This window comes from Priestia iocasae, assembly GCF_016909075.1.
GTDB classification, from domain to species: Bacteria; Bacillota; Bacilli; order Bacillales; family Bacillaceae_H; genus Priestia; species Priestia iocasae.
On the sequence record NZ_JAFBFC010000003.1, the window covers coordinates 376627 to 396252 of the forward strand.

22 protein-coding genes and 1 riboswitch are annotated in these 19626 nt (G+C 35.9%); of the genes, 4 read left to right on the forward strand and 18 right to left on the reverse strand.

What is annotated here, in order from left to right; genetic code table 11:
* Nucleotides 1–24 precede the first annotated feature (24 nt).
* Nucleotides 25–1260 carry a dicarboxylate/amino acid:cation symporter gene (locus tag JOC83_RS10060; protein WP_205186740.1) on the reverse strand — a complete coding sequence of 412 codons (1236 nt, stop codon included), beginning with the start codon at nucleotides 1258–1260 and terminating at the stop codon, nucleotides 25–27.
* Nucleotides 1261–1463: 203 nt separating this feature from the next.
* Nucleotides 1464–1611: riboswitch (cyclic di-AMP (ydaO/yuaA leader) on the reverse strand.
* Nucleotides 1612–1948: 337 nt separating this feature from the next.
* Here JOC83_RS10060 and JOC83_RS10065 point away from each other — a divergent pair.
* Together JOC83_RS10065 and JOC83_RS10070 are read left to right on the forward strand one after the other, a co-directional pair.
* A complete protein-coding gene (locus JOC83_RS10065) occupies nucleotides 1949–2146 on the forward strand; it encodes a hypothetical protein (protein WP_205186741.1) in 198 nt (65 codons plus the stop codon).
* Between the two features lie 6 nt (nucleotides 2147–2152).
* Entirely contained in the window at nucleotides 2153–2602 is a 450-nt protein-coding gene (locus JOC83_RS10070; RefSeq protein WP_205186742.1) for an FtsX-like permease family protein, read from the forward strand.
* Between the two features lie 30 nt (nucleotides 2603–2632).
* On the opposite strand, the gene JOC83_RS10075 is transcribed toward JOC83_RS10070, so the two are convergent.
* The 5 genes from JOC83_RS10075 to JOC83_RS10095 form a co-directional block, all read right to left on the reverse strand.
* Complete coding sequence (locus tag JOC83_RS10075) at nucleotides 2633–4102, reverse strand: NAD(P)/FAD-dependent oxidoreductase (protein ID WP_205186743.1); 1470 nt, start codon at nucleotides 4100–4102, stop codon at nucleotides 2633–2635.
* A 176-nt stretch (nucleotides 4103–4278) separates the two neighbouring features.
* Nucleotides 4279–5688, reverse strand: coding sequence for an ATP-binding protein (locus JOC83_RS10080; RefSeq protein ID WP_205186745.1), 1410 nt, complete (start codon nucleotides 5686–5688; stop codon nucleotides 4279–4281).
* 166 nt (nucleotides 5689–5854) lie between these two features.
* Entirely contained in the window at nucleotides 5855–6010 is a 156-nt protein-coding gene (locus JOC83_RS10085) for a YjcZ family sporulation protein (RefSeq protein ID WP_205186754.1), read from the reverse strand.
* Between the two features lie 164 nt (nucleotides 6011–6174).
* Nucleotides 6175–6612, reverse strand: a complete 438-nt coding sequence (locus JOC83_RS10090; RefSeq protein ID WP_205186756.1) for a hypothetical protein — start codon at nucleotides 6610–6612, stop codon at nucleotides 6175–6177.
* Nucleotides 6590–6772 carry a hypothetical protein gene (locus JOC83_RS10095; protein ID WP_205186758.1) on the reverse strand — a complete coding sequence of 61 codons (183 nt, stop codon included), beginning with the start codon at nucleotides 6770–6772 and terminating at the stop codon, nucleotides 6590–6592. The genes JOC83_RS10090 and JOC83_RS10095 overlap by 23 nt, the downstream gene beginning before the upstream one ends.
* A gap of 301 nt (nucleotides 6773–7073) precedes the next feature.
* On the opposite strand from JOC83_RS10095, the gene JOC83_RS10100 reads away from it, so the two are divergent.
* Complete coding sequence (locus tag JOC83_RS10100) at nucleotides 7074–7823, forward strand: DUF4397 domain-containing protein (protein ID WP_205186760.1); 750 nt, start codon at nucleotides 7074–7076, stop codon at nucleotides 7821–7823.
* Between the two features lie 49 nt (nucleotides 7824–7872).
* Here JOC83_RS10100 and JOC83_RS10105 read toward each other — a convergent pair whose 3' ends face one another.
* The 7 genes from JOC83_RS10105 to ilvA form a co-directional block, all read right to left on the reverse strand.
* On the reverse strand, nucleotides 7873–8442 hold the full coding sequence (locus tag JOC83_RS10105) for a YpmS family protein (protein WP_205186762.1): 570 nt from the start codon (nucleotides 8440–8442) through the stop codon (nucleotides 7873–7875).
* Between the two features lie 13 nt (nucleotides 8443–8455).
* The gene (locus JOC83_RS10110) at nucleotides 8456–9328 is read right to left on the reverse strand and encodes an SGNH/GDSL hydrolase family protein (protein WP_205186764.1); all 873 of its coding nucleotides are present in this window, start codon (nucleotides 9326–9328) and stop codon (nucleotides 8456–8458) included.
* A 180-nt stretch (nucleotides 9329–9508) separates the two neighbouring features.
* Entirely contained in the window at nucleotides 9509–10096 is a 588-nt protein-coding gene (locus JOC83_RS10115) for an SCO family protein (RefSeq protein WP_275580426.1), read from the reverse strand.
* Nucleotides 10097–10336: 240 nt separating this feature from the next.
* The gene (locus tag JOC83_RS10120) at nucleotides 10337–11956 is read right to left on the reverse strand and encodes a sensor histidine kinase (protein ID WP_205186765.1); all 1620 of its coding nucleotides are present in this window, start codon (nucleotides 11954–11956) and stop codon (nucleotides 10337–10339) included.
* A gap of 170 nt (nucleotides 11957–12126) precedes the next feature.
* Nucleotides 12127–12969: a DegV family protein gene (locus JOC83_RS10125; RefSeq protein WP_205186766.1), complete on the reverse strand. Its 843-nt coding sequence runs from the start codon at nucleotides 12967–12969 to the stop codon at nucleotides 12127–12129.
* Between the two features lie 231 nt (nucleotides 12970–13200).
* Nucleotides 13201–13452 carry a DUF2535 family protein gene (locus JOC83_RS10130; protein WP_205186767.1) on the reverse strand — a complete coding sequence of 84 codons (252 nt, stop codon included), beginning with the start codon at nucleotides 13450–13452 and terminating at the stop codon, nucleotides 13201–13203.
* Nucleotides 13453–13620: 168 nt separating this feature from the next.
* Nucleotides 13621–14892: a threonine ammonia-lyase IlvA gene (ilvA, locus tag JOC83_RS10135; RefSeq protein WP_205186768.1), complete on the reverse strand. Its 1272-nt coding sequence runs from the start codon at nucleotides 14890–14892 to the stop codon at nucleotides 13621–13623.
* A 213-nt stretch (nucleotides 14893–15105) separates the two neighbouring features.
* Between ilvA and JOC83_RS10140 the strand changes: the two genes are divergently transcribed.
* On the forward strand, nucleotides 15106–15351 hold the full coding sequence (locus tag JOC83_RS10140) for a hypothetical protein (RefSeq protein ID WP_205186769.1): 246 nt from the start codon (nucleotides 15106–15108) through the stop codon (nucleotides 15349–15351).
* Nucleotides 15352–15469: 118 nt separating this feature from the next.
* Here the strand turns inward: JOC83_RS10140 and JOC83_RS10145 are convergent, their stop codons facing one another.
* From JOC83_RS10145 to JOC83_RS10165, 5 genes are all read right to left on the reverse strand, one after another.
* A complete protein-coding gene (locus JOC83_RS10145) occupies nucleotides 15470–16189 on the reverse strand; it encodes a lysophospholipid acyltransferase family protein (protein ID WP_205186771.1) in 720 nt (239 codons plus the stop codon).
* 95 nt (nucleotides 16190–16284) lie between these two features.
* Nucleotides 16285–16776: a dihydrofolate reductase gene (locus JOC83_RS10150; protein ID WP_205186772.1), complete on the reverse strand. Its 492-nt coding sequence runs from the start codon at nucleotides 16774–16776 to the stop codon at nucleotides 16285–16287.
* Complete coding sequence (locus tag JOC83_RS10155; protein WP_205186774.1) at nucleotides 16773–17567, reverse strand: thymidylate synthase; 795 nt, start codon at nucleotides 17565–17567, stop codon at nucleotides 16773–16775. The genes JOC83_RS10150 and JOC83_RS10155 overlap by 4 nt, the downstream gene beginning before the upstream one ends.
* A gap of 110 nt (nucleotides 17568–17677) precedes the next feature.
* The gene (gene purU / locus JOC83_RS10160) at nucleotides 17678–18580 is read right to left on the reverse strand and encodes a formyltetrahydrofolate deformylase (protein WP_205186777.1); all 903 of its coding nucleotides are present in this window, start codon (nucleotides 18578–18580) and stop codon (nucleotides 17678–17680) included.
* Nucleotides 18581–18778: 198 nt separating this feature from the next.
* Nucleotides 18779–19546, reverse strand: coding sequence for an anthrax toxin lethal factor-related metalloendopeptidase (locus JOC83_RS10165; protein ID WP_205186779.1), 768 nt, complete (start codon nucleotides 19544–19546; stop codon nucleotides 18779–18781).
* Nucleotides 19547–19626: the final 80 nt, after the last annotated feature.

Below are 19626 nucleotides of genomic sequence, written 5' to 3' on the forward strand. Positions count from 1 at the left end.
ATCATCTATTCTTTTAGTCATTAATTAAGCTGATAAATTAGATGTTTGCTGCTCTTTTTTCGCTTCTGATTCTGCTACAATAACTGCACAAGCAGCATCTCCTGTAATATTAACCGCTGTACGTGTCATATCTAATAGTCGGTCAATCCCAATGATTAGAGCAATTCCTTCAACAGGTAGATTCACTGATGATAAAACCATTGCTAACATAATTAGACCTACGCCTGGAACCCCTGCTGTTCCGATACTTGCTAATACAGCCGTTAAGACAACCGTAATTAGCATCGTTAACGTTAAATCCACGCCGTATACTTGTGCAATAAAGACAGTGGCTACACCTTGCATAATGGCTGTACCATCCATATTAATCGTTGCACCTAAAGGTTGTACGAAACTACTAATTTGCTCTGGTACACGTAAACGCTTTTGCGCAACGTTCATTGAAACCGGCAATGTCGCACTACTACTTGATGTACTAAATGCTACTGTCATTGCTGGACTGAATTCTTTAAAGAATTCAATTGGATTGCGCTTTGCAAGGAAGAAGATTGAGCCACCATACGTGACAATCACATGAATGAATAATGCCAGCACGACAACAAACATATAAAGTCCCATTGCTTTCATTGCATCAAGACCTTGGCTACCTACCGCTGTGGCAATTAATCCAAATGTACCGTATGGAGCGAATTTCATAATGAGATTGACAAGATACATCATCAATTCATTTCCTTGATCAATGACATCATATAAACCTTTTGTTTTTTTACCTAACATCGTAATTCCTAACCCAACAAAAATTGAGAATACAATAATTTGCAGCATGTTACCTTCTGCAAAGGCTTGAATCGGATTTGAAGGGATAATATTTAATAACGTTTCACTTACCGGCGGTGCTTCTTTTGCTTCAAACTCTGCATTCGTTGTATCAAAGGTACCAACCGTACCTGGCTTAATCGCAAATGCTAGAACAAGACCAATAATAATGGCAACCGTTGTTGTTGATAAGAAATACCCAATTGTTTTTGCTCCAATTCGTCCAAGCTTCTTTGGATCTCCTAAACCAGCTACACCAAGTGTAATGGAGAAGAACACAATTGGAACAACAAGCATTTTAATTAAGCTTAAGAAAATTTGACCTAACGGTGTAAATGCGTACTTATCAAGTACTGTGAACGTATCTGGTGCAAAGATGTTCAAAGCAAGTCCTACAACAGCACCCAGAATTAATGCAATAATAATTTTTGTCGATAACTTCATAAATGCTTCCTCCTTTATGATTTAAACCATGATGCGTGTGATTTAAAAGATAAACGTGACTATAATTAGAAGGTTTAGAATTTTTACAACGTTGATATAACCCAGAAAATTCCGAACATTATATCGGGAAGAAACGACAAAATCCGTAAAAAAGTCTACAAAAAAACCACAAGAGTCTCTCGTGGCTTTAATAAGCTTGATCGTCCTCCCCACACATTGCCTACGAGGTTAGCTGTCGGATTCGGGTATGTGAGTTACCCGTCCTAAAATAGGATTCACCCCTAGTGCATGTCCATGCACGGAATGGTTCCCCCGCTCTCTATCTATCTAGAAATTAGGCACACTATTATATTAGCATCATAACTTTTCTTATATGTATAATTAAAAGTCATAGCCTATATTTCTGTCAAGTTATTTTTATACTTTTATCACTTACCGAAAAATGGAATTGATTACAATGACACAGTGACTGTTCCAATTGTAACTGTTACTACTAGATAGCTTCTATCTATTCACCAATGGTTATACACCGTTTATGTTCATAATTGCACCATCTAGTATATTTATTCGTTTTTCCACAATTTCACTATACCTTAATTTCCTAATCCATTTACTTTTCTGATAAACTAATAGAAGATTACGTCAGGAGGAAACACAACTGGTAACCTTTAAAGAAGGAAACAAAAACATGGAGATCTCTACCTTAATTGAAAAAGGTCCTGTCACGGGTGGAGGCTTACTAGACTTTGAAATCATTGCTGTATCTGATAAGCTTTATGACACACTCTCTCCTTCTGCCGCTGTTGTTGACTACTATGCTTACTTTACGAAAAAGTGGAAAGAAACAAAAAACATTGCACTAGATATGTATTCGTATAAAGATTGAATAGTGATGGGAAATTATACATCTGATCCTCAGTTTTTCTTTCTTGCAAGTGGGTATGATTATAACTTTATGATGCAATCTTATAAATCTGCTCTCTTTATTGTGTTGCTTGTTGGGTGCGCTTTCTTCATCGCTGCTGGAAGCTTTTTATACTTCCGTTTATATACAGATCTTGATCATGATAAACGTCAATATAATACCATTGCAAAAGTAGGATTAACTCAACAAGAGTTAAACAAAATTGCGACCGCTCAACTTGCACTGTTGTTTTTCGTTCCCATTATTATCGCAGCCATTCATAGCTTATTCGCTTTTCAAGCATTACAAAGCATGTTTACGATGTCGATTGCAAAAGAAACACTTCTTGTTATTTTAGGGTTCGTCATTGCTCAACTTTTGTATTTCCTTTTTATTCGATCTCGTTACCTAAATCACTTAAAAAAAGCAATCATGTAAAAAAAGCGTGGGTACGTCCCACGCTTTCTTTTATGCAAATACTGGTGATTCTACATGAGTTGTCTTATTTAGCTTCTCAATGATATCTCGTGCTACCCATACACCACATGCACTCGCTTGCGCTAGTCCACGTGTAATCCCTGCACCGTCTCCACCTACATATAAACCTGAGATTTCAGTTTCAAATTTATCATTTAGCTTTGGACGAGCTGAATAGAACTTGGCTTCGACTCCGTAAAATAACGTATGTTCAGACGCAAGACCTGGAGTAACATGATTTAACGCTTCTGTCATTTCAATTAAACTCTTCATTGTGTTGTAAGGAAGAACTAATCCTAAATCACCTGGCACTGCTTCTTTTAATGTAGGCTCTAAAAATCCTTCTTTAATACGATTTTCCGTTGAACGACGACCCTTTAAAATATCTCCATACTTTTGAACAATGATGCCTCCATTTGATAATGCATTAGCAAGACCAGATACTTCATGTGCATATTCATTTGGACGATCAAACGGATCCGCAAATTTATGAGAAACTAACAGGGCAAAGTTCGTGTTTTTACTACCTAGCTTAGGATCTTTGTAAGCGTGTCCGTTTGCTAGCATAATCCCTGAATGGTTCTCAACAACTACGTGTCCTGACGGATTGCTACAGAACGTACGAACGCGAGTGCCTACTGATGTGTTAAAAATAAATTTCCCTTCATATAAATGCGTATTAATTTCTTCCATGACGACATCAGATGTTTCAACACGCACCCCGATGTCTACTTGGTTATTAATCATTCGTAAGCGACGCTTCTTTAATAATTTCGCTAACCAGACTGAACCATCACGCCCTGGAGACACTACCACTTTTTCAGCTTTTACAACGTCTCCACTCTTCAATTCGATTCCACGAATCACATGCGTTCCTTCTACTTTTTCAGTAACAAGATCTTCTACTTCTGTTTTAAAAACCATGTCCACACGTTCTTTTAAGTATTCGTAAATGCTTTTTAAAATTTCTAAGTTCTGCTCTGTTCCTAAATGACGAACTTGTGCACGAAGTAGCTTTAATCCAGCAGCGTAGCCGCGTTTTTCAATTTCACGAACTTTATCTGTCATTGGATCGGTAATTGTATCAGTTGCTCCGTGAGCTAAATTGATTTCATCAACATATTTAATTAAATCCACTACTTGAGACTCCGGGAGATAATCCGTCATCCATCCACCAAATTCACTCGTAATATTGAATTTGCCGTCTGAGTATGCGCCTGCTCCACCAAATCCATTTGTGATTGAGCAAGCGGGTAGACAGCCAGCAAAATCTTTTTTACCAGCAGCGGGTGGGCATTTCTCAATTTTTTTCTGAAGAATCGGACAATTTCTTCTATAAATATCGTGTCCTTTATCTATTAATAAAACCTTCGCTTCAGGCATTTTCAATGTTAATTCATAGCAAGTAAAAATTCCGGCTGGTCCTGCACCGACGACGATGACATCATAATTTTGTTTCATTTGTACATTCCCCCGTTATGTTATTCTTCCAACATTCGGTTATTTCCTAACCCTTAGCTACTATATCAAAGTTCCAATTGTCAGTCAACAATAAATACGAACAATATTTTATACTAAACACAAAAAAGTTCGTAATTAAACTCAAAGAACCAGTGACATTGTGTAAATCAATTGATTTACACGTTCACTGGTTCTTGTACGTACGGAATGGCAATCTCTACCTTTGTTCCTACACCTAACTTACTTGAAAAGGAAATATGCCCACTATGCTGCTCAATAATTTGATAACTAATCATTAAGCCTAAGCCCGTGCCGGATGACTTTGTTGAAAAAAACGGTTCCCCTATTCGAGCGAGAGTGGCTTCATCAATTCCGCTTCCTTCATCTTCAATGGTGACAACTCCATACTCACCACGCTTTTCAAGCTTTACAGTGATCGTTCCTCTTGTCATTGACTCCAATCCATTTTGAATAATATTAATAAATACTTGTTTTAAGGCATTTTCTTCACAGGAAACAGGTATATCTTCACTTTCCAGTAAACTAACAATCTGACAATCTTTATAACTGGCATGGGTGGCTAATAACAACGTTACATGGCGTAAAATTTTTTGTAAACTTTTCACCTCAAACATTGTCTCTTTTTTCGGTTTAGCTAATGTTAAAAATTCTTGAATAATGGATTCCACCCTGTTTAATTCTTCAAGCATAATATCATGGTACTCTTCATTATATTCCTTTGAAGCTTTTAACAGTTGAATGAATCCCTTGATCGCTGTCATTGGATTACGTATCTCATGAGCGACACCGGCAGCTAACTTACTAACCATCGTTAGTTTCTCAGATTTACTAGCCATTTCATCATACTTTTTCCGGTCTGTCACATCACGAATAATGTACTGAATAGCGTCATTACCTTTGAATTTTATCTTTGTTACAGATGATTCAATTGTCACAATCCCTCTTTTTGTTAAAAGTTGAACTTCTGCACGCGGCCTAACAGATATGCCACTCATAATTTTTCTCATTCGTTCATGAACAGTGTCGAAATGATCAGGGTGAATAAATTGTAAGAAAGAACGTCCAATGTACTCGTCTTTTTTGTTACCACCAAGTAGTTGAATAGCAGCAGGATTCATATATTGTATAATACCGTGCTGCGTCACGATAAACGCGTCTTGACTTTGTTGAACAAACTGCTTATATTGCTTCATTTTCCGAATCACTTCTTCTTGCTTTTCAATATTAGAGGAATACTCCTGCCATTGTATAAGTAGTAAGGGTTCGTTAAACTCTGAATTCTGTTTCAGTAACTGAATATGTATATGAGCTGGATAAGGCCTCGACTGCTTCTTTAACAATACAAAGGTTTCTTCCTCACTTCGAACCGGTTCAATTTCTTCCTCTTGAATTTGAAAAAGCTCTTTATGTATCAGCACATTTCGCTGTTTAATCTCTTCTTTAGATAGCCGAAACAAATGGACAAGTGCATCATTTACAAACAAAACACTTCCATCGTTTTCCATAACAAGTGTAGGAGTTAAAGACAGATTAAATACTTGTTCAAATAACGTTTCTTTTCTCATATATTCACCTCCAATTATAAATGTAGTAATTATAGTATAATATGGGAAATGTTAATTTTGTATTTTTTTTTACAATTTTCGAAATTTTTATCCTATCTTCCAAAAGTCTTCTTCTCTTTTAGCATAAGAAACCCCCACTTCAGGTGGGGGCAAACTGTTAAATGAATTAACATGTATATGTGTAGCTACAACCAATGATGATTAATAAAATAAACAATACAACGATTAATGTAAATGAATTGCCAATTCCACAAGAAGGTGCAGCGTAACCTCCAACTGGTGCCATTGGGTAACAAGAATGTTCATATCCGTAATTATACATCTTGATCTCTCCTCATTTGTGATATTCGTTTAGTACATTTATACAGTATGTGGCTCTAGTTTGTACCGTATGTGCATATGCCTATTTTTTCTAACTTTCCATTTTCTCTCGTAAAAAAGCCAACGCACGACAAAAAGAGGATATTGGCTTTTTCTTTGTCCTATTTACAGCTTCCATTTTAGATAGGTGATTAAAAACATCAAGCTTGTAGCGATAAAAAATGCGCTAATATGTGACTTTAAAACATGAACGACAGATCCAATATAAGGTATGTGGTACATATATTTAGTGTAATGATTATGTGCCATTTCAGGGTGAAAAATGTCTTTTCTCCCTTTTACTTCATTAACATGAAGAAGAACGTAATGTGACTCATTTAACTTCTCTACAAGAATAAAGTCATGTCTCTCTAACACAAAGTTGTCACGCTTCGCTATAATAAGTGAATCTCTCTCAATGTTGTTTACCTCCTGTTCAGCTTGATAAATGCTTACTTGATAGCCAAATATAGTTGGTATCAGCGCAACAAACAGAACCGAAAAGAAAACAACATAGAGAACAAGGCTATATCGAAATAAACTAAATAGTTGATTTTTGTTCACTTATACCACCTCTAACAGACTCACTAGTTTCATAAGAAGATGGATATTGTTGTTCATCACGTTCAATATGAGTTGCATAAGTCGTAAAGTATACAAGAACAAGCAATAGTAAGAAACTACACAAAATACAACGAACCGTTTTCACATAAAATCCTTTCATACTTCTACTCCTTTCCCTTACCAAATCTTTTCATCATCATGTAACAATGAGTTAGCGATACCTCGATTTAAAATACGATAAAGTAGCTGACAGGTGAAATAATCTAAACCTTTGAAAAAGAATTCAAAGGACTGGCATAGCCATTTGTAAAGAGCTATTTATTATATGAATAAAAAGATCTATTGGTAGGTTGTTAGAGCTTGACTATGTAAAAGAGCGTCATAGTTTTGTTTTTACGGCATATACTTGGTTACGTATACGACTGTTTTAATGATGCTTATTTTGTAAAGGAGTTGCATGTATGAATTATTCACACTTTGATAAATATTTAAAAAAAGCAATGAAATACGATTTTTTATCAAATTATTATAAATACAGTGACCCTACCTTATTTATTACGTACTATCAAAAGCATTTGCATTATATGCAAAAGGCACTTACTCCAACATCACGTAGTTATGAGGATAGAGAACAACCGATGATGCGAATTCTACACGCTTCTCCTGGAGCTTCTTCTGTCGATGTTTATCTAAACGGCCGTCGTACCATTCGAAACTTAACGTTCAAGCAAGAAACTGATTATATCCCATTAAAAGAAGAAGGGCGATACCGAATTGATATCTACCCAGCCGGTCAAACAGATAAGCCGTTATTAACAGAGGACGTTCAACTCGAAGCGAACCGAAAATACACGTCTGCAGTTGTTGGTACACCAAATGATTTGGATTTGATCCTCATCGCAGACAATAGCTCTACACCAGAAGGTGAAACAAAGGTAAGATTTATTCACCTTTCACCGAATGCTCCTGCCGTTGACATTGCTGCAAAGAACGGAGATGTCGTGTTTTCAAACATCTCATTTAAAGAGATAACGGACTATCTAGGGTTAACACCGATGCCACTTGATGTCGAGGTACGAGCAGCCGGCACAGATAAAGTCGTTCTTGACGTACCACCTGTTCGGTTAAGGCCAAATAGAGCTTATACCATCTACGCAGTTGGTTTACTAAACGGCAACCCACCGTTAGAAGCCTTAATTTCACAAGATTAACAAAAAGAACTCACCGTCTCTTTTGGAGACGGTGAGTTCTTTTTACGTATTATTGAGTTGACACAAGCTTGACACGAATATCGTCATTCTCTAAATCAAACTTCTGTACTTTTGCACGAAAATCACTCTTTAACTCTAGTTGTTGTAAGGCGACATAGACAGATTCGTTATTCGGATCAATTTGAACATACTTAGGAAGCTTAAAATTGTTATTCACATAGCGCAGTACCGTACGTACTGGAAGCTGTAATTTTCCTACTGATAATGTTTGCTGTTCTAATAAAATATCACCATTCTCCTGTACAACCGGCTCAAAGCTCATTTGAATATCAAGATCATTTCCAAACGCCTGAATAGTTCCATTAACTTCTACTACGTCTGTTAATCTTACTTGATAATTAAGAGGTTGATTGTTAAATTCCTTCTTTAAATATTTATCAATTAATGTATTTAAATCCTCTTTTTTTGCTAGTAGGGTTAGTTCTGCGTTGCCTTCAATTTTGGATGAATCGTTAAAATTCACATCATTAGCAGGCATAAAGATAATGCTAACAAGGATAAGTGCTACTACTATATTCACACTCAATAATCCAATAAATAATACTTTCCATTTCTTCATAAATCAAAACTCCTTAATTCTCGTTTCCTTGTTCCTCTTCCTCAACGAAGAATACACCTTCTTCAACAAGACTACCGTCATCAGTCAGCATAGGTTCTTGTCTCTTTACATAATAATTAATACGCTCTGCCATTAATTTATATCCTTTTTTGTTCGGATGAAACTCATCTTTTGCTAATAAATTTTCCTTCGTTAAAGCAAAAATATCATCTACTTTTACATAGGAAACATTCTCATATTGAGAGGACACCCTTTCACTTGTCTCATTCCACTCTTTTACAACTGTATTAATTTCATCTACATCGTTTAATGAATGGAAAAATGGATTATAAAACCCAACTAGATAAATATGAGCATCATTGTTTAGCTCTCTCACCTTTTTAAACACTTGATGCAAGCGACTTTCATACTTCACTTGTTCTTGTTTAAACGTGTCTAATGAAATATTGTAAAAAAAGTCTCGTACCACTTTCATCATATCATTGCCGCCAATTGTAATGAAAATAATATCTGCTCTTTGAACTTTTGCAGCAATCGCTCCTTCGTTTAGGCGAGCTAATAATTGATCTGTACGATTCCCTCTTTTTCCTAAATTGTTGACACTTACATTTTCAACTGCCCGTTGTTCAGATATATATTTAGCCACATGTGGAACATATCCACCTTTTTTTGTTCCATCTCCTACTCCTTCTGTCAATGAATCGCCAATCGCAACCATGTTCAAATCGACTGGGAAGAAGCCTTTTGGCAATCGCTGTTTAGCAGATAATTCAACTTGCTTTTCAGTCATAGAAGTTGGTTCTTTTGCTAAAAAGGCAGGCGCAGCACATGCTGAAAGTAAAAAGACGCATATTAACATCACAAACCACTTTTTATATTTATTCATGCAAACACCTACTCATTTGTTTAGTTTTCTTGTTGTATTGTATTACTTATCTTATCATAACTTGTTAAATTGAACATCCATTTATCAATGGTATAACCTAAAAGACGTGCTGTAAAAACGTGTTTTTTTATGAACAAAAAACCCTCACTACTGAAAGTAAGGATTTTTCCATCAGGTTTCTTATTTTTGAAGGGTTTTAATATGTTCAATGATTTCTTCATAAGGTGTATCAGATACTCCACTATAGTCCTTTACTACTTTCCCTTCTTGATCAACTAAATAGAAGCTTGTTTGATGAATCACTTGATCTTCATCCTTTGGCTTTTGCACAATCGTTTTAAAATTATCAAGTGCAAATTCTTGAATTTCATCCTGCTTATAGCCAGTTAAAAAATCCCATTTTGATAAATCTGTATTGAATTGAGAGGCAAACTCTTTTAACCGCTCTGGGGAATCCACTTCAGGATCTACACTAAACGATACAAATCGAACATCTAATCCTTCTTCTTCGGCCATCTTTTGAAGCTTTGCCATGTTCGCTGTCATTGGAGGACAAACCGTTTCACAATTTGTAAAGATAAAATCGGCTACCCAAATATCTCCCTTTAAACTTTCTTTACTAACCGTGTCTCCTTCTTGATTCACATATGAAAAGTCATCTAGCTCCCAATCTAATCGATCCGGAATATCGGAATTACATGCGGTTAAAGCTACTAATAATAAAATCATCATTCCTGCTAAAAATTGCTTATTGTGTTTTCGGATCATGTTGTTACTCCCTTATATTGGCCATTTTTTCTCTTACAGAAAACGGTCGATAAAAAGTAGTAAGGGTTTTCATTCCTTGCTTTGTTATGTATGTTTTCCCTATACTATGTATCTTTCTACAAATAAAGTGTTTTTAGTCGCCGCTTTCTTCTCTTATTTTAGCAAACTATGTTACAGGTGAAAAGAATAAGCAACTTTTTCATTAATTGTTCACATATGTATATCACTTAATAAAAGAGACTAAAACGGTCGATGGATTGGAAGACTAATGGTAAAGGTGCTGCCGACTCCTTTTTCGCTTGCCACTAAAATCGTCCCTTTCATACTTTCAATAATTTGGTAGGAAACCATTAAGCCAATTCCTGTCCCTTTTTCTTTTAACGAATAAAACGGTGTGCCAAGTCGACTCTTTTCCTCCTTAGACATCCCAATCCCGGTATCTGTTATATGAATGTCAACTACGTCGCCTTTTGTTTCCATGGATACTTTTAAAACCCCTCCTTCCTTCATTGATTCAATTCCATTTTTCATAATGTTTAATAATACTTGATTAAACTCATTCTTATTTCCTTTTATGTATACCGTTCTTTTAACCTGTAAATCAATTATGATATTATTGTTTAATAGTGCATAAGATGATAGCAAATCAACTAAACTTGTTACACATTCTTTACAATTTAATACCTCTAACTGTTCCATACCTGGACGAGCCAAAGATAAATAATCATTAATAATTAGCTCTGCTCGATGCATTTCATCAATCATAAGCTGAATATAGCCTTTCTCTGAAGATGTTAAATGCTCTTTTCCATGGAATAATTGCAAGAATCCTTTTACAACCGTCATCGGGTTTCGAATTTCATGTGCAACCGAAGCAGCTAACTGCCCAATCGCATTCATTTTTTCAGCACGTTGAAACTCTTTTTGAAGCTTTGTTTTTTCCATAATGAGACCCATATCGTTAATTGCTTTTTCGATTCCATTTGTTGATGGACTCCTCATTGCCTTCTCACCAAGTTCTTCAGTCGTTGCCGCGACTTGTTTAAATAAAACTTCAAGCTGTGTTGTCATTTCATTGAATTGCTTGTTAATCTCTCCAATCTCTGATTCATCTTCATGCTTAACTTTCATGCGTAAATTTCCATTGCTTACTTGCTTAATTCCAAAAAGCAATTCCCGCAGTGGGAACATTAATTTACGCAATCCCCAATCTTGGAAGAAAATAATAATACTAAACAAGAAAAGTAAGCCCATGACTAATGAGGTAACTAATTCTCTTTGATATGTACTGATAATACTTGCGTCCACATCTACAGCCAAAATGGCAATTACCTCTTGATCATGATTCATAATGGGGGTAAAGGCAGTAATCCATGTACCAAATTCATTTTTATAAATAGATGTATATTCATCTTTTTTGGTTCTTGTTACTTTTTGAAATACTCTGTAAAATTCGGTATCAGAGGTATAATTGATGGACGCCTTTTGCTTACTTAGTTCCTTATTGGTACTCACAATCATTTCAATTGTTTGATTTTTCTCTTTTTTCGCAGAAAAAATATGAGATTGCAAATAAGGGGGATGGGTGCCGTAGATTGTTGAAAGAGACTCAGCAAGACTTGCTTTATTTTTTTCTATCTCATTAAAATCCTCTTTTGTCGCAATTATTTGCTCAACAGATTGTGACTGCTTCCATATATCAGCAATGCTTAATGCATGATGAGAAAGCATTTCTTCTGTCATACTCTCTTGTACTTTATAGCTAATATACGCAGTCCCAATTCCAACAAGAATAACGATAAAAGTAGAAAACAATACAGTCTTATTGAAAATACTTAAATTGCGAATATATTTTCTCATTGTAAATAACCTCGACTCAAAGAATGATGTGAAATACTTTTCATTATTATATCATAGGAAGTGCTTTATTTTTCAAATAATTTAGAAAATTATCCCACAAATAAAAGCGATATCAACAAGGAATTCGTTTCTTTGTTGATATCGCTCTTATTCAAACAGACCGTTAACGTCTATTCAGCAAAATACATAAAGCCAATTGCTCCAACACCAGTATGTGTCGCAATAATTGGTGTCGTATCTTCAATTTTATAAGAAGAATAATCGCTCACTTTTGCAATTGAGTCTTTGACTTTTGTAGCTAATTCAAGCCCATCAGCATGAACAAGCCCAATTCCTTTTACGGTTTTACCTTTTATATCTTCTGCAAACTGATTCGTTAAAAACTTAACTACTTGAGAGTGACTACGTACTTTTGCTACAGGTGTATATACACCATCTGCTAAAGATGCAATCGGTTTAATGTTTAAAATCGATCCAATAAGACCCTTACCTCGTCCAATACGCCCTCCTTTAATTAAGTTTTCAAGCGTATCAACGACAACAAATAGCGTCGTACCTTTACGAATTTCCTCTACTCTGTTCACAATTTCTTCTACACTCTTACCTTCTTTGGCCATTTTCGCTGCTTCAATAACTTGAAAAGAGAGCGCTTTTGATATGTACATTGAATCGATTACTGTAATATGTCCCTCTACCATTTCCGCTGCACTTTCAGCTGAACGCACTGTGCCACTCATTCCGCCTGTCATATGAATTGAAATCACATCATATCCTTCTTGAACAAGACGCTCATATACTTGAACAAATTGTCCAGCAGCAGGCTGTGAGCTTTTTGGCAGCTCTTTTGATTGCTTCATTTTCTCAATAAATTGTGTCGGCGTAATGTCCACTCGGTCTAGAAAAGTTTCATCATCAATGTAAATGGATAATGGCACAACTTCAATATCGTATTGATTCAATTCTTCTTGTGAAAGATCTAATGTAGAATCAGTTACAATTTTAATTTTTTTCATAAATTCACCCCTAAAATAGCTCCTTCTTGCTATTATATCACCTCTATCTATTGAATTAAAAGTAACGTGTATCTATTTCCTTTTATCTAATACCCTACAGAAAATTTCGTTTTTTCATTTCATGCAAAATGGACCGTCAACTAACACCCTTCTGGTGAGGGAATTTGCATGACGGTCCATTTTGCTAGAGGGTATGAGGTTGTGTTCTCTCTTTTACATACCCTCTTTCTGTTAAGCGTTATGTTTTAATGCATCTTCTTTGAAAATGGCTTCGTAATCTTTCCATTTCAGTACGCGCTTTAAATAATCTTTAAACGAGTATACATGTTTTGGCTCTGGTTCATGATAAATCTTATTAAGAAACACCTCAAAACGAAGTGATATCATAAACCTAAATGTGCTATCCTCCTCCAATACAGGAATTTGAATAATTTTCACTTTTTCCCCATTACCATGTTTGAATTCCAGGCTTTTTAATAGCAAGCTATCAATCCTCTTTTTACCCGTTTTTTCTATTATACTCCTTTACAAGCGCGAATAGTGTCTAAAGATGTTAAAACAACATAAAAAATTAACAAAATACCCTACTTCTTTTCATCCATAAAAACAATGAATAGAAGGCAGGGTATTAAATAGATAGCATTCTTCTTTTTAGATAAGCAGACTGAATAAGTTACTTTCCTTGTTAACTTCTGTGTATGAAAAGCCTTTTTTATTCATGCGTTGAATTAATGGCTCATAATCTTCTTTATGTTTTAGTTCAATCCCCACTAAGGCAGGACCGTTTTCTTTGTTGTTTTTCTTTGTATATTCAAAACGTGAAATGTCATCTGTTGGCCCTAATACTTCATCTAAAAACTCACGGAGCGCACCAGCACGCTGAGGAAAATTCACAATAAAGTAATGTTGAAGCCCTTCATAAATCATCGACTTTTCTTTAATTTCTTGCATACGCCCAATATCATTATTGCCGCCGCTAATAATACAAACAACTGTTTTCCCTTTAATTTGGTCTTTATAAGAGTCTAATGCAGCAATAGATAACGCTCCAGCTGGTTCAGCAACAATCGCATTTTCATTATAGAGAGATAAAATTGTTGTACATACTTTGCCTTCTGGTACAACAATGATATCATCTAGCAACTCTTGACTCACATCATACGAGATGTTTCCTACTCGCTTAACAGCCGCCCCGTCTACAAAAGGATCAATTTTCTCTAGACAAACCACTTCCCCTTTTTGAATCGATGTTTTCATACCTGGTGCTCCTAATGGCTCTACACCAATTAATTTTGTATGCGGAGACACACTTTTTACATATGTGCCCACACCTGACACAAGGCCACCACCACCGATGCTTGCAAATACATAATCAATTTCTTCTTCACAATCATTAAATACTTCTACGGCTACCGTTCCTTGACCGGCAATCACATCAACATCATCAAATGGATGGATAAATGTACGAGCTTCTTCCGTGCTACATTTAATCGCTTGCTCATATGAGTCATCAAACGTGTCACCTATTAAGATGATTTGCACATTTTCTTTTCCTAGAAATTGAACTTGGTTTATTTTTTGTCTTGGTGTTGTACTTGGCATAAAAATTTTCCCATCAATATTTAAATGCCGACATGCATACGCAACACCTTGTGCATGATTCCCTGCACTTGCACAGGCAATGCCGTTTTCTAATTGTTCTTGAGTCAATTTTTTGATTCGATTATACGCGCCACGAAGTTTAAAGGAACGAACCACTTGTAAATCTTCTCGTTTTAAATAGATGTTACATTCATAACGCTCTGACAAAACATCGTTTCGTTGTAGTGGTGTATGTACAACAACATCTTTAATCATTTGATTCGCAATCATGATGTCTTCTAAATGTACGTGTTTTGTTCTGTTGTCTACTTGTTGTTTCATAACCAACTTCCTTCCTGTGCTTCCTTTAGTAATTTGTACATTATATCACATAATTTTTAGAAAAATCATTATTTTCCACTAATAAATCTGTTAATTTTTTGGTTAGGTTGAAGGATGCTTAAAACGCTCCCAAGGCTCATTCATTTCACTTATCGGATAAACGAGAAGGAATCGTTACATACTATAAAAAACAAGTAAAAAGAAGGTGAAGACATGGAATATTCATTACAAAGTTACGATGGAGCTTTTCCGTGTGAAGTCACAATTGATGAAGATAACGGACGATTTATGTTGAGAAACGCTGACACAAGCGGACAAGTATTTAATAATATCGAAGATTTAATTCATTGGGTGGAAGACAATTGGCAAGCAGAACAATTTACTCAACCAGATGAATACACTAACATGCTGTTGTCACTAAAGCGACATCTGGTGAATCGTCGTAATACATTCAATTAAAAAAGCTGAGCCGACATGGGGAAAGAACACCCATTTCGACTCAGCTAACTAAATCAACAGATAGATAAGCAAAGGATGTTACATGAACATTTTTTCTATCCAATCGCTCTCTGTCTTATTATTTATTTAATTTCTTTGCAATAACCTTCTGAATATGAGCAGCTAATTCTTTTGTGTCGGTCTTTTCTTCTTTTAAGTGAGACGTGATGGGCTCTAAGATACTTACTGTGACATTCGCACGCTTAAATCCAACTTTATTTTGTTCCATAATTTTATATGTACCTTCAATCGCTATTGGCACAATAGGTACATTTGCATCGATTGCCATACGCAATCCACCCGTCTTAAATTCTGCTACAGGACCACCTTTACTTCTCGTCCCTTCTGGAAAGATGACCATTGAGTGACCTTCTTTTAAAAGCGCCACACTTTCTTTGATTGATTGCAATGCTTGACGGCGATTTGATCGGTCTACAAACACACAGTTCATCACTTCCATCCACCTCGGAATGAATGGAATTTTTTTCACCTCTACTTTTGAAAAGAACCCAAAAGGTTTTTCAACAAAGCCTAATAAAACAGGTACATCAAAATTTCCTTGATGATTACTCACAAACAATACAGGGCCGTTAGGGATATGAGCATCTCCTTCTACCGTTATCGTTGACCCTGTAATACGAACTAAATTTCTTGCCCATCGCTTTGGCAGCTCATGTTGAATACGATCACGTTCTTGAACAGCCATTGATATAGGCAGGTGCTTTACCTTCTTTAAAGTTGGTAAACTATAAATCAAGTAAGCAAAAAAGTAAATAAAAAAAGCAATCTTTCGAAACATAATCTTTACACTCCTATTTTTACACTCATGCATAAACGGATAGCCCTCTCTTTTAAGAAAAGAGCTATCCGCTTATGAAAAATCATCAAGCTACATTATTTGTTTACTCGCTCATACATGGTGAAGTAATACGTATATGGATTTTTTTCATCCTTTGGACCTTGTTCTTTTGTCACTACTTTCCATTCTGTTAAATCAATTTCTGGAAAATATGTATCGCCTTCAAATACCTCGTCAATATGTGTAAGGTAAAGGCGTGTTGCAAGCTGAAGCGTTTGCTCGTATAGAGTTGCGCCCCCAATCACAAATAATTCATCATTTAACTCTCGATCAAGCTTTTCTAATTCATCCAATGAATGAACAACCGTTGTTCCTTCAGGCTGATATTGTTCTTGATGAGTAACAATGACATTTGTTCGACTTGGAAGTGGCTTTCCGATGGATTCAAACGTTTTTCTCCCCATCACTACAGTATGACCAGTCGTTACTCGTTTAAAGTGCTTTAAATCTTCAGGAAGACGCCACGGTAAGTCATTTTCCTTACCGATTAAGCGCTGCTTGTCCATCGCTGCAATCAGTGAAATCATACGCTGACAACTCCTTTAATATGTGGATGCGCTTCATAGTCAACTAATTCAAAGTCTTCATAGTTAAAGTCAAAAATTGATTTCACGTCTGGATTTATTTTCATCTTCGGTAATGAATGAGGCTTACGTGATAATTGCAAGTTCACTTGCTCAAGATGATTTGTATAAATATGTGCATCTCCAAAAGTATGCACAAACTCACCTGGCTCTAAATCACAAACCTGCGCAACCATCATTGTAAGCAATGCGTAAGAAGCAATATTAAACGGTACACCTAGGAAGATATCAGCCGAGCGTTGATACAATTGACACGATAACTTTCCATTTGCTACATAGAATTGAAATAAACAATGACATGGTGGCAACGCCATGTTATCAACATCTGCTACATTCCATGCACTTACAATTAAACGTCTTGAATCAGGATTTTGTTTAATCTGGTTAATTAAGTTTGAAATCTGGTCAATCGTTTCACCATCTGAAGTAGGCCATGATCTCCATTGATGACCGTAAACAGGACCAAGCTCTCCGTTTTCATCTGCCCACTCATTCCAGATACGAACACCGTTTTCTTGTAGATATTTCACATTTGTATCGCCGTTTAAAAACCAAAGAAGTTCATGGATAATTGATTTCAAATGTAGCTTTTTTGTTGTAACGAGGGGAAAACCTTCTTGTAAATCAAAGCGCATTTGATAGCCAAATGTACTAATTGTTCCCGTTCCAGTGCGATCTTCCTTTTTCGTTCCATTCTTCAATACATGTTCACAAAGCTCAAGATATTGCTTCAAGTCCGACACATCCTTTTAAAAAATTCCTCTTCTATTGTAGCATGTCATAAAAAAGAAGAGTAGCAAACGTTGTTTCTTCTGCTACCCTTCCTATTGCATTATGGCTTTGTTTAGTTAAACACAATTGTTCGATTCTCATGAACGATGACACGATCTTCTAAATGCCATTTTACCGCTCTTGCTAATACTGTGCGCTCAATTAACCGTCCAATCTTTTTCAAATCATCTGCACTGTCACGGTGGTTTACTCGTTCAATGTCTTGTTCAATAATAGGCCCTTCATCTAAATCATTCGTCACATAGTGAGAGGTTGCACCAATAAGCTTTACTCCACGCTTATAGGCACGCTCATACGGCCTTGCACCGATAAACGCTGGTAAAAATGAATGATGAATATTAATAATGCGATTTGGATGTGCGGTAACAAAATCTGGTGTTAAAATTTGCATATAACGCGCAAGCACAATTAAGTCAATATCATAGTCTTCTAATAGCTGAAGCTGCTTCTCTTCCACTTCTTTTCGAATTTCCTTTGAAGCTGGAATGTAGTGAAACGGGATGCCCATTGATTCGACAATATCCTTTGCATCCTCATGGTTACTAATGACAAGCGCGATATCTGTTGTAAAATCCCCGCTTTGCCACTCCCATAATAGCTCTAGCAAACAATGAAGTTCTTTTGAAACAAAGATGGCCGTTTTTTTCACTTTATAAGCATATGTAAATTTCCAATCCATCGAAAATCTTTCAGCAATGGCAAGAAAGTCATGTTCTAACAATGCTTCTTTCTCGTTCAAGTTTTCACATTCAAATTCAAAACGAATAAAGAAGGTCCCACCTTCTGGATTCGTTGAGTGCTGACTAGACTCAACGATATTCGCCCCTTTTTCATAAAGAAAATTAGAGACGGCTGCTACAATCCCTGGTTGATCTGGACAACTAACGAGTAAACGTCCACGGTTTCGATTATTTTCCTGAAATGAACGAAGATGACCCTCAATACGTGTTTTCATGTTATTCTCCCTTACAACTTTATTTTCAGACTATTTACTCATTATAAGCATTCTTGTTTCGTTTTCAAAGGATTGTTTTAACTTTTATTCATTTCTATTACGTTCTGCCATTTTGCCAATTATGATTCTATAACGTACTATCCCTTGCCCGTCTATTCATTCATCTTAACGAATGGGAGAGGCAAGGGATAGTATTGACTAGAAGGCGGTATTTTGTAGTCGGAATGAAAATAAATGTTTCTCTTGGTGCACAGGGTACACTTCTAAGATTTTTTCTAAATAACGTAACGTATGAGGTGCTAAGCTTTTTAGCTGCTTTTTTGTTAACTCATTTGCATAATACATCGCAAATACTTCCGCAAAGTACTCTTCTGGATAAAGCAGAAAATAGGATTGATTCGGGAATAATTTATTCCGCTCATGTTGCCAATGTGTTAAAAATTCTTTGTTTCTTCTAATACCATTTAACACTTGTTGATCAATCGTGTGGCCGAGTTCATGTAGTTCTAAATTTACTGATCCATGTCCCTCTCCCTTATTACTATGTCCAACTTTTACATAAACGGTCGTTGAACCACCTGCGCCAGGAATGTCATCCCATGTTGGGCCTTCATCACTATAACCTCTTGGTTTCACACCTTTTAAATGAGAAAATGCCGGCTCATCTGTTAATTTACCTGTAAAAAATTTAATTCGTATATGCTTTTTGTACATTTGTTCAAGTAAGTAAGGGTTAATAGCCGCAATTCTCTTCACCATGAGCATCGCATCATCTTTGTTATAATGTTTCTTCGGAAGGTAAATGATACGTTCAATATAATAGGAGACTTGCTTTCTCTCATAAGTTATTTCATTAGATAGGGATGTATCACGAAGGGCCACTGAATCTCGTTCAAAGGACGAGTACGTAATAACTGGGGAAATAAATAAGATAAGTAAAAAAAGAACAAAAATCCGCGTATTCATATATGCCTCCCCCTTTCATTTCTACATACATGAACACATCGACTCATATTCTTTTATCCTATCACATTACCTATCTATTT

Excerpts from the sequence above, each read along its gene's own strand:
- JOC83_RS10060 (WP_205186740.1), bottom strand. The coding sequence starts at position 1,260 with ATGAAGTTATCGACAAAAATTATTATTGCATTAATTCTGGGTGCTGTT.
- JOC83_RS10065 (WP_205186741.1), top strand. The coding sequence starts at position 1,949 with ATGGAGATCTCTACCTTAATTGAAAAAGGTCCTGTCACGGGTGGAGGC.
- JOC83_RS10070 (WP_205186742.1), top strand. The coding sequence starts at position 2,153 with ATGGGAAATTATACATCTGATCCTCAGTTTTTCTTTCTTGCAAGTGGG.
- JOC83_RS10075 (WP_205186743.1), bottom strand. The coding sequence starts at position 4,102 with ATGAAACAAAATTATGATGTCATCGTCGTCGGTGCAGGACCAGCCGGA.
- JOC83_RS10080 (WP_205186745.1), bottom strand. The coding sequence starts at position 5,688 with ATGAGAAAAGAAACGTTATTTGAACAAGTATTTAATCTGTCTTTAACT.
- JOC83_RS10085 (WP_205186754.1), bottom strand. The coding sequence starts at position 6,010 with ATGTATAATTACGGATATGAACATTCTTGTTACCCAATGGCACCAGTT.
- JOC83_RS10095 (WP_205186758.1), bottom strand. The coding sequence starts at position 6,772 with ATGAAAGGATTTTATGTGAAAACGGTTCGTTGTATTTTGTGTAGTTTC.
- JOC83_RS10100 (WP_205186760.1), top strand. The coding sequence starts at position 7,074 with ATGAATTATTCACACTTTGATAAATATTTAAAAAAAGCAATGAAATAC.
- JOC83_RS10105 (WP_205186762.1), bottom strand. The coding sequence starts at position 8,442 with ATGAAGAAATGGAAAGTATTATTTATTGGATTATTGAGTGTGAATATA.
- JOC83_RS10110 (WP_205186764.1), bottom strand. The coding sequence starts at position 9,328 with ATGAATAAATATAAAAAGTGGTTTGTGATGTTAATATGCGTCTTTTTA.
- JOC83_RS10115 (WP_275580426.1), bottom strand. The coding sequence starts at position 10,096 with ATGATCCGAAAACACAATAAGCAATTTTTAGCAGGAATGATGATTTTA.
- JOC83_RS10120 (WP_205186765.1), bottom strand. The coding sequence starts at position 11,956 with ATGAGAAAATATATTCGCAATTTAAGTATTTTCAATAAGACTGTATTG.
- JOC83_RS10125 (WP_205186766.1), bottom strand. The coding sequence starts at position 12,969 with ATGAAAAAAATTAAAATTGTAACTGATTCTACATTAGATCTTTCACAA.
- ilvA (WP_205186768.1), bottom strand. The coding sequence starts at position 14,892 with ATGAAACAACAAGTAGACAACAGAACAAAACACGTACATTTAGAAGAC.
- JOC83_RS10140 (WP_205186769.1), top strand. The coding sequence starts at position 15,106 with ATGGAATATTCATTACAAAGTTACGATGGAGCTTTTCCGTGTGAAGTC.
- JOC83_RS10145 (WP_205186771.1), bottom strand. The coding sequence starts at position 16,189 with ATGTTTCGAAAGATTGCTTTTTTTATTTACTTTTTTGCTTACTTGATT.
- JOC83_RS10150 (WP_205186772.1), bottom strand. The coding sequence starts at position 16,776 with ATGATTTCACTGATTGCAGCGATGGACAAGCAGCGCTTAATCGGTAAG.
- purU (WP_205186777.1), bottom strand. The coding sequence starts at position 18,580 with ATGAAAACACGTATTGAGGGTCATCTTCGTTCATTTCAGGAAAATAAT.
- JOC83_RS10165 (WP_205186779.1), bottom strand. The coding sequence starts at position 19,546 with ATGAATACGCGGATTTTTGTTCTTTTTTTACTTATCTTATTTATTTCC.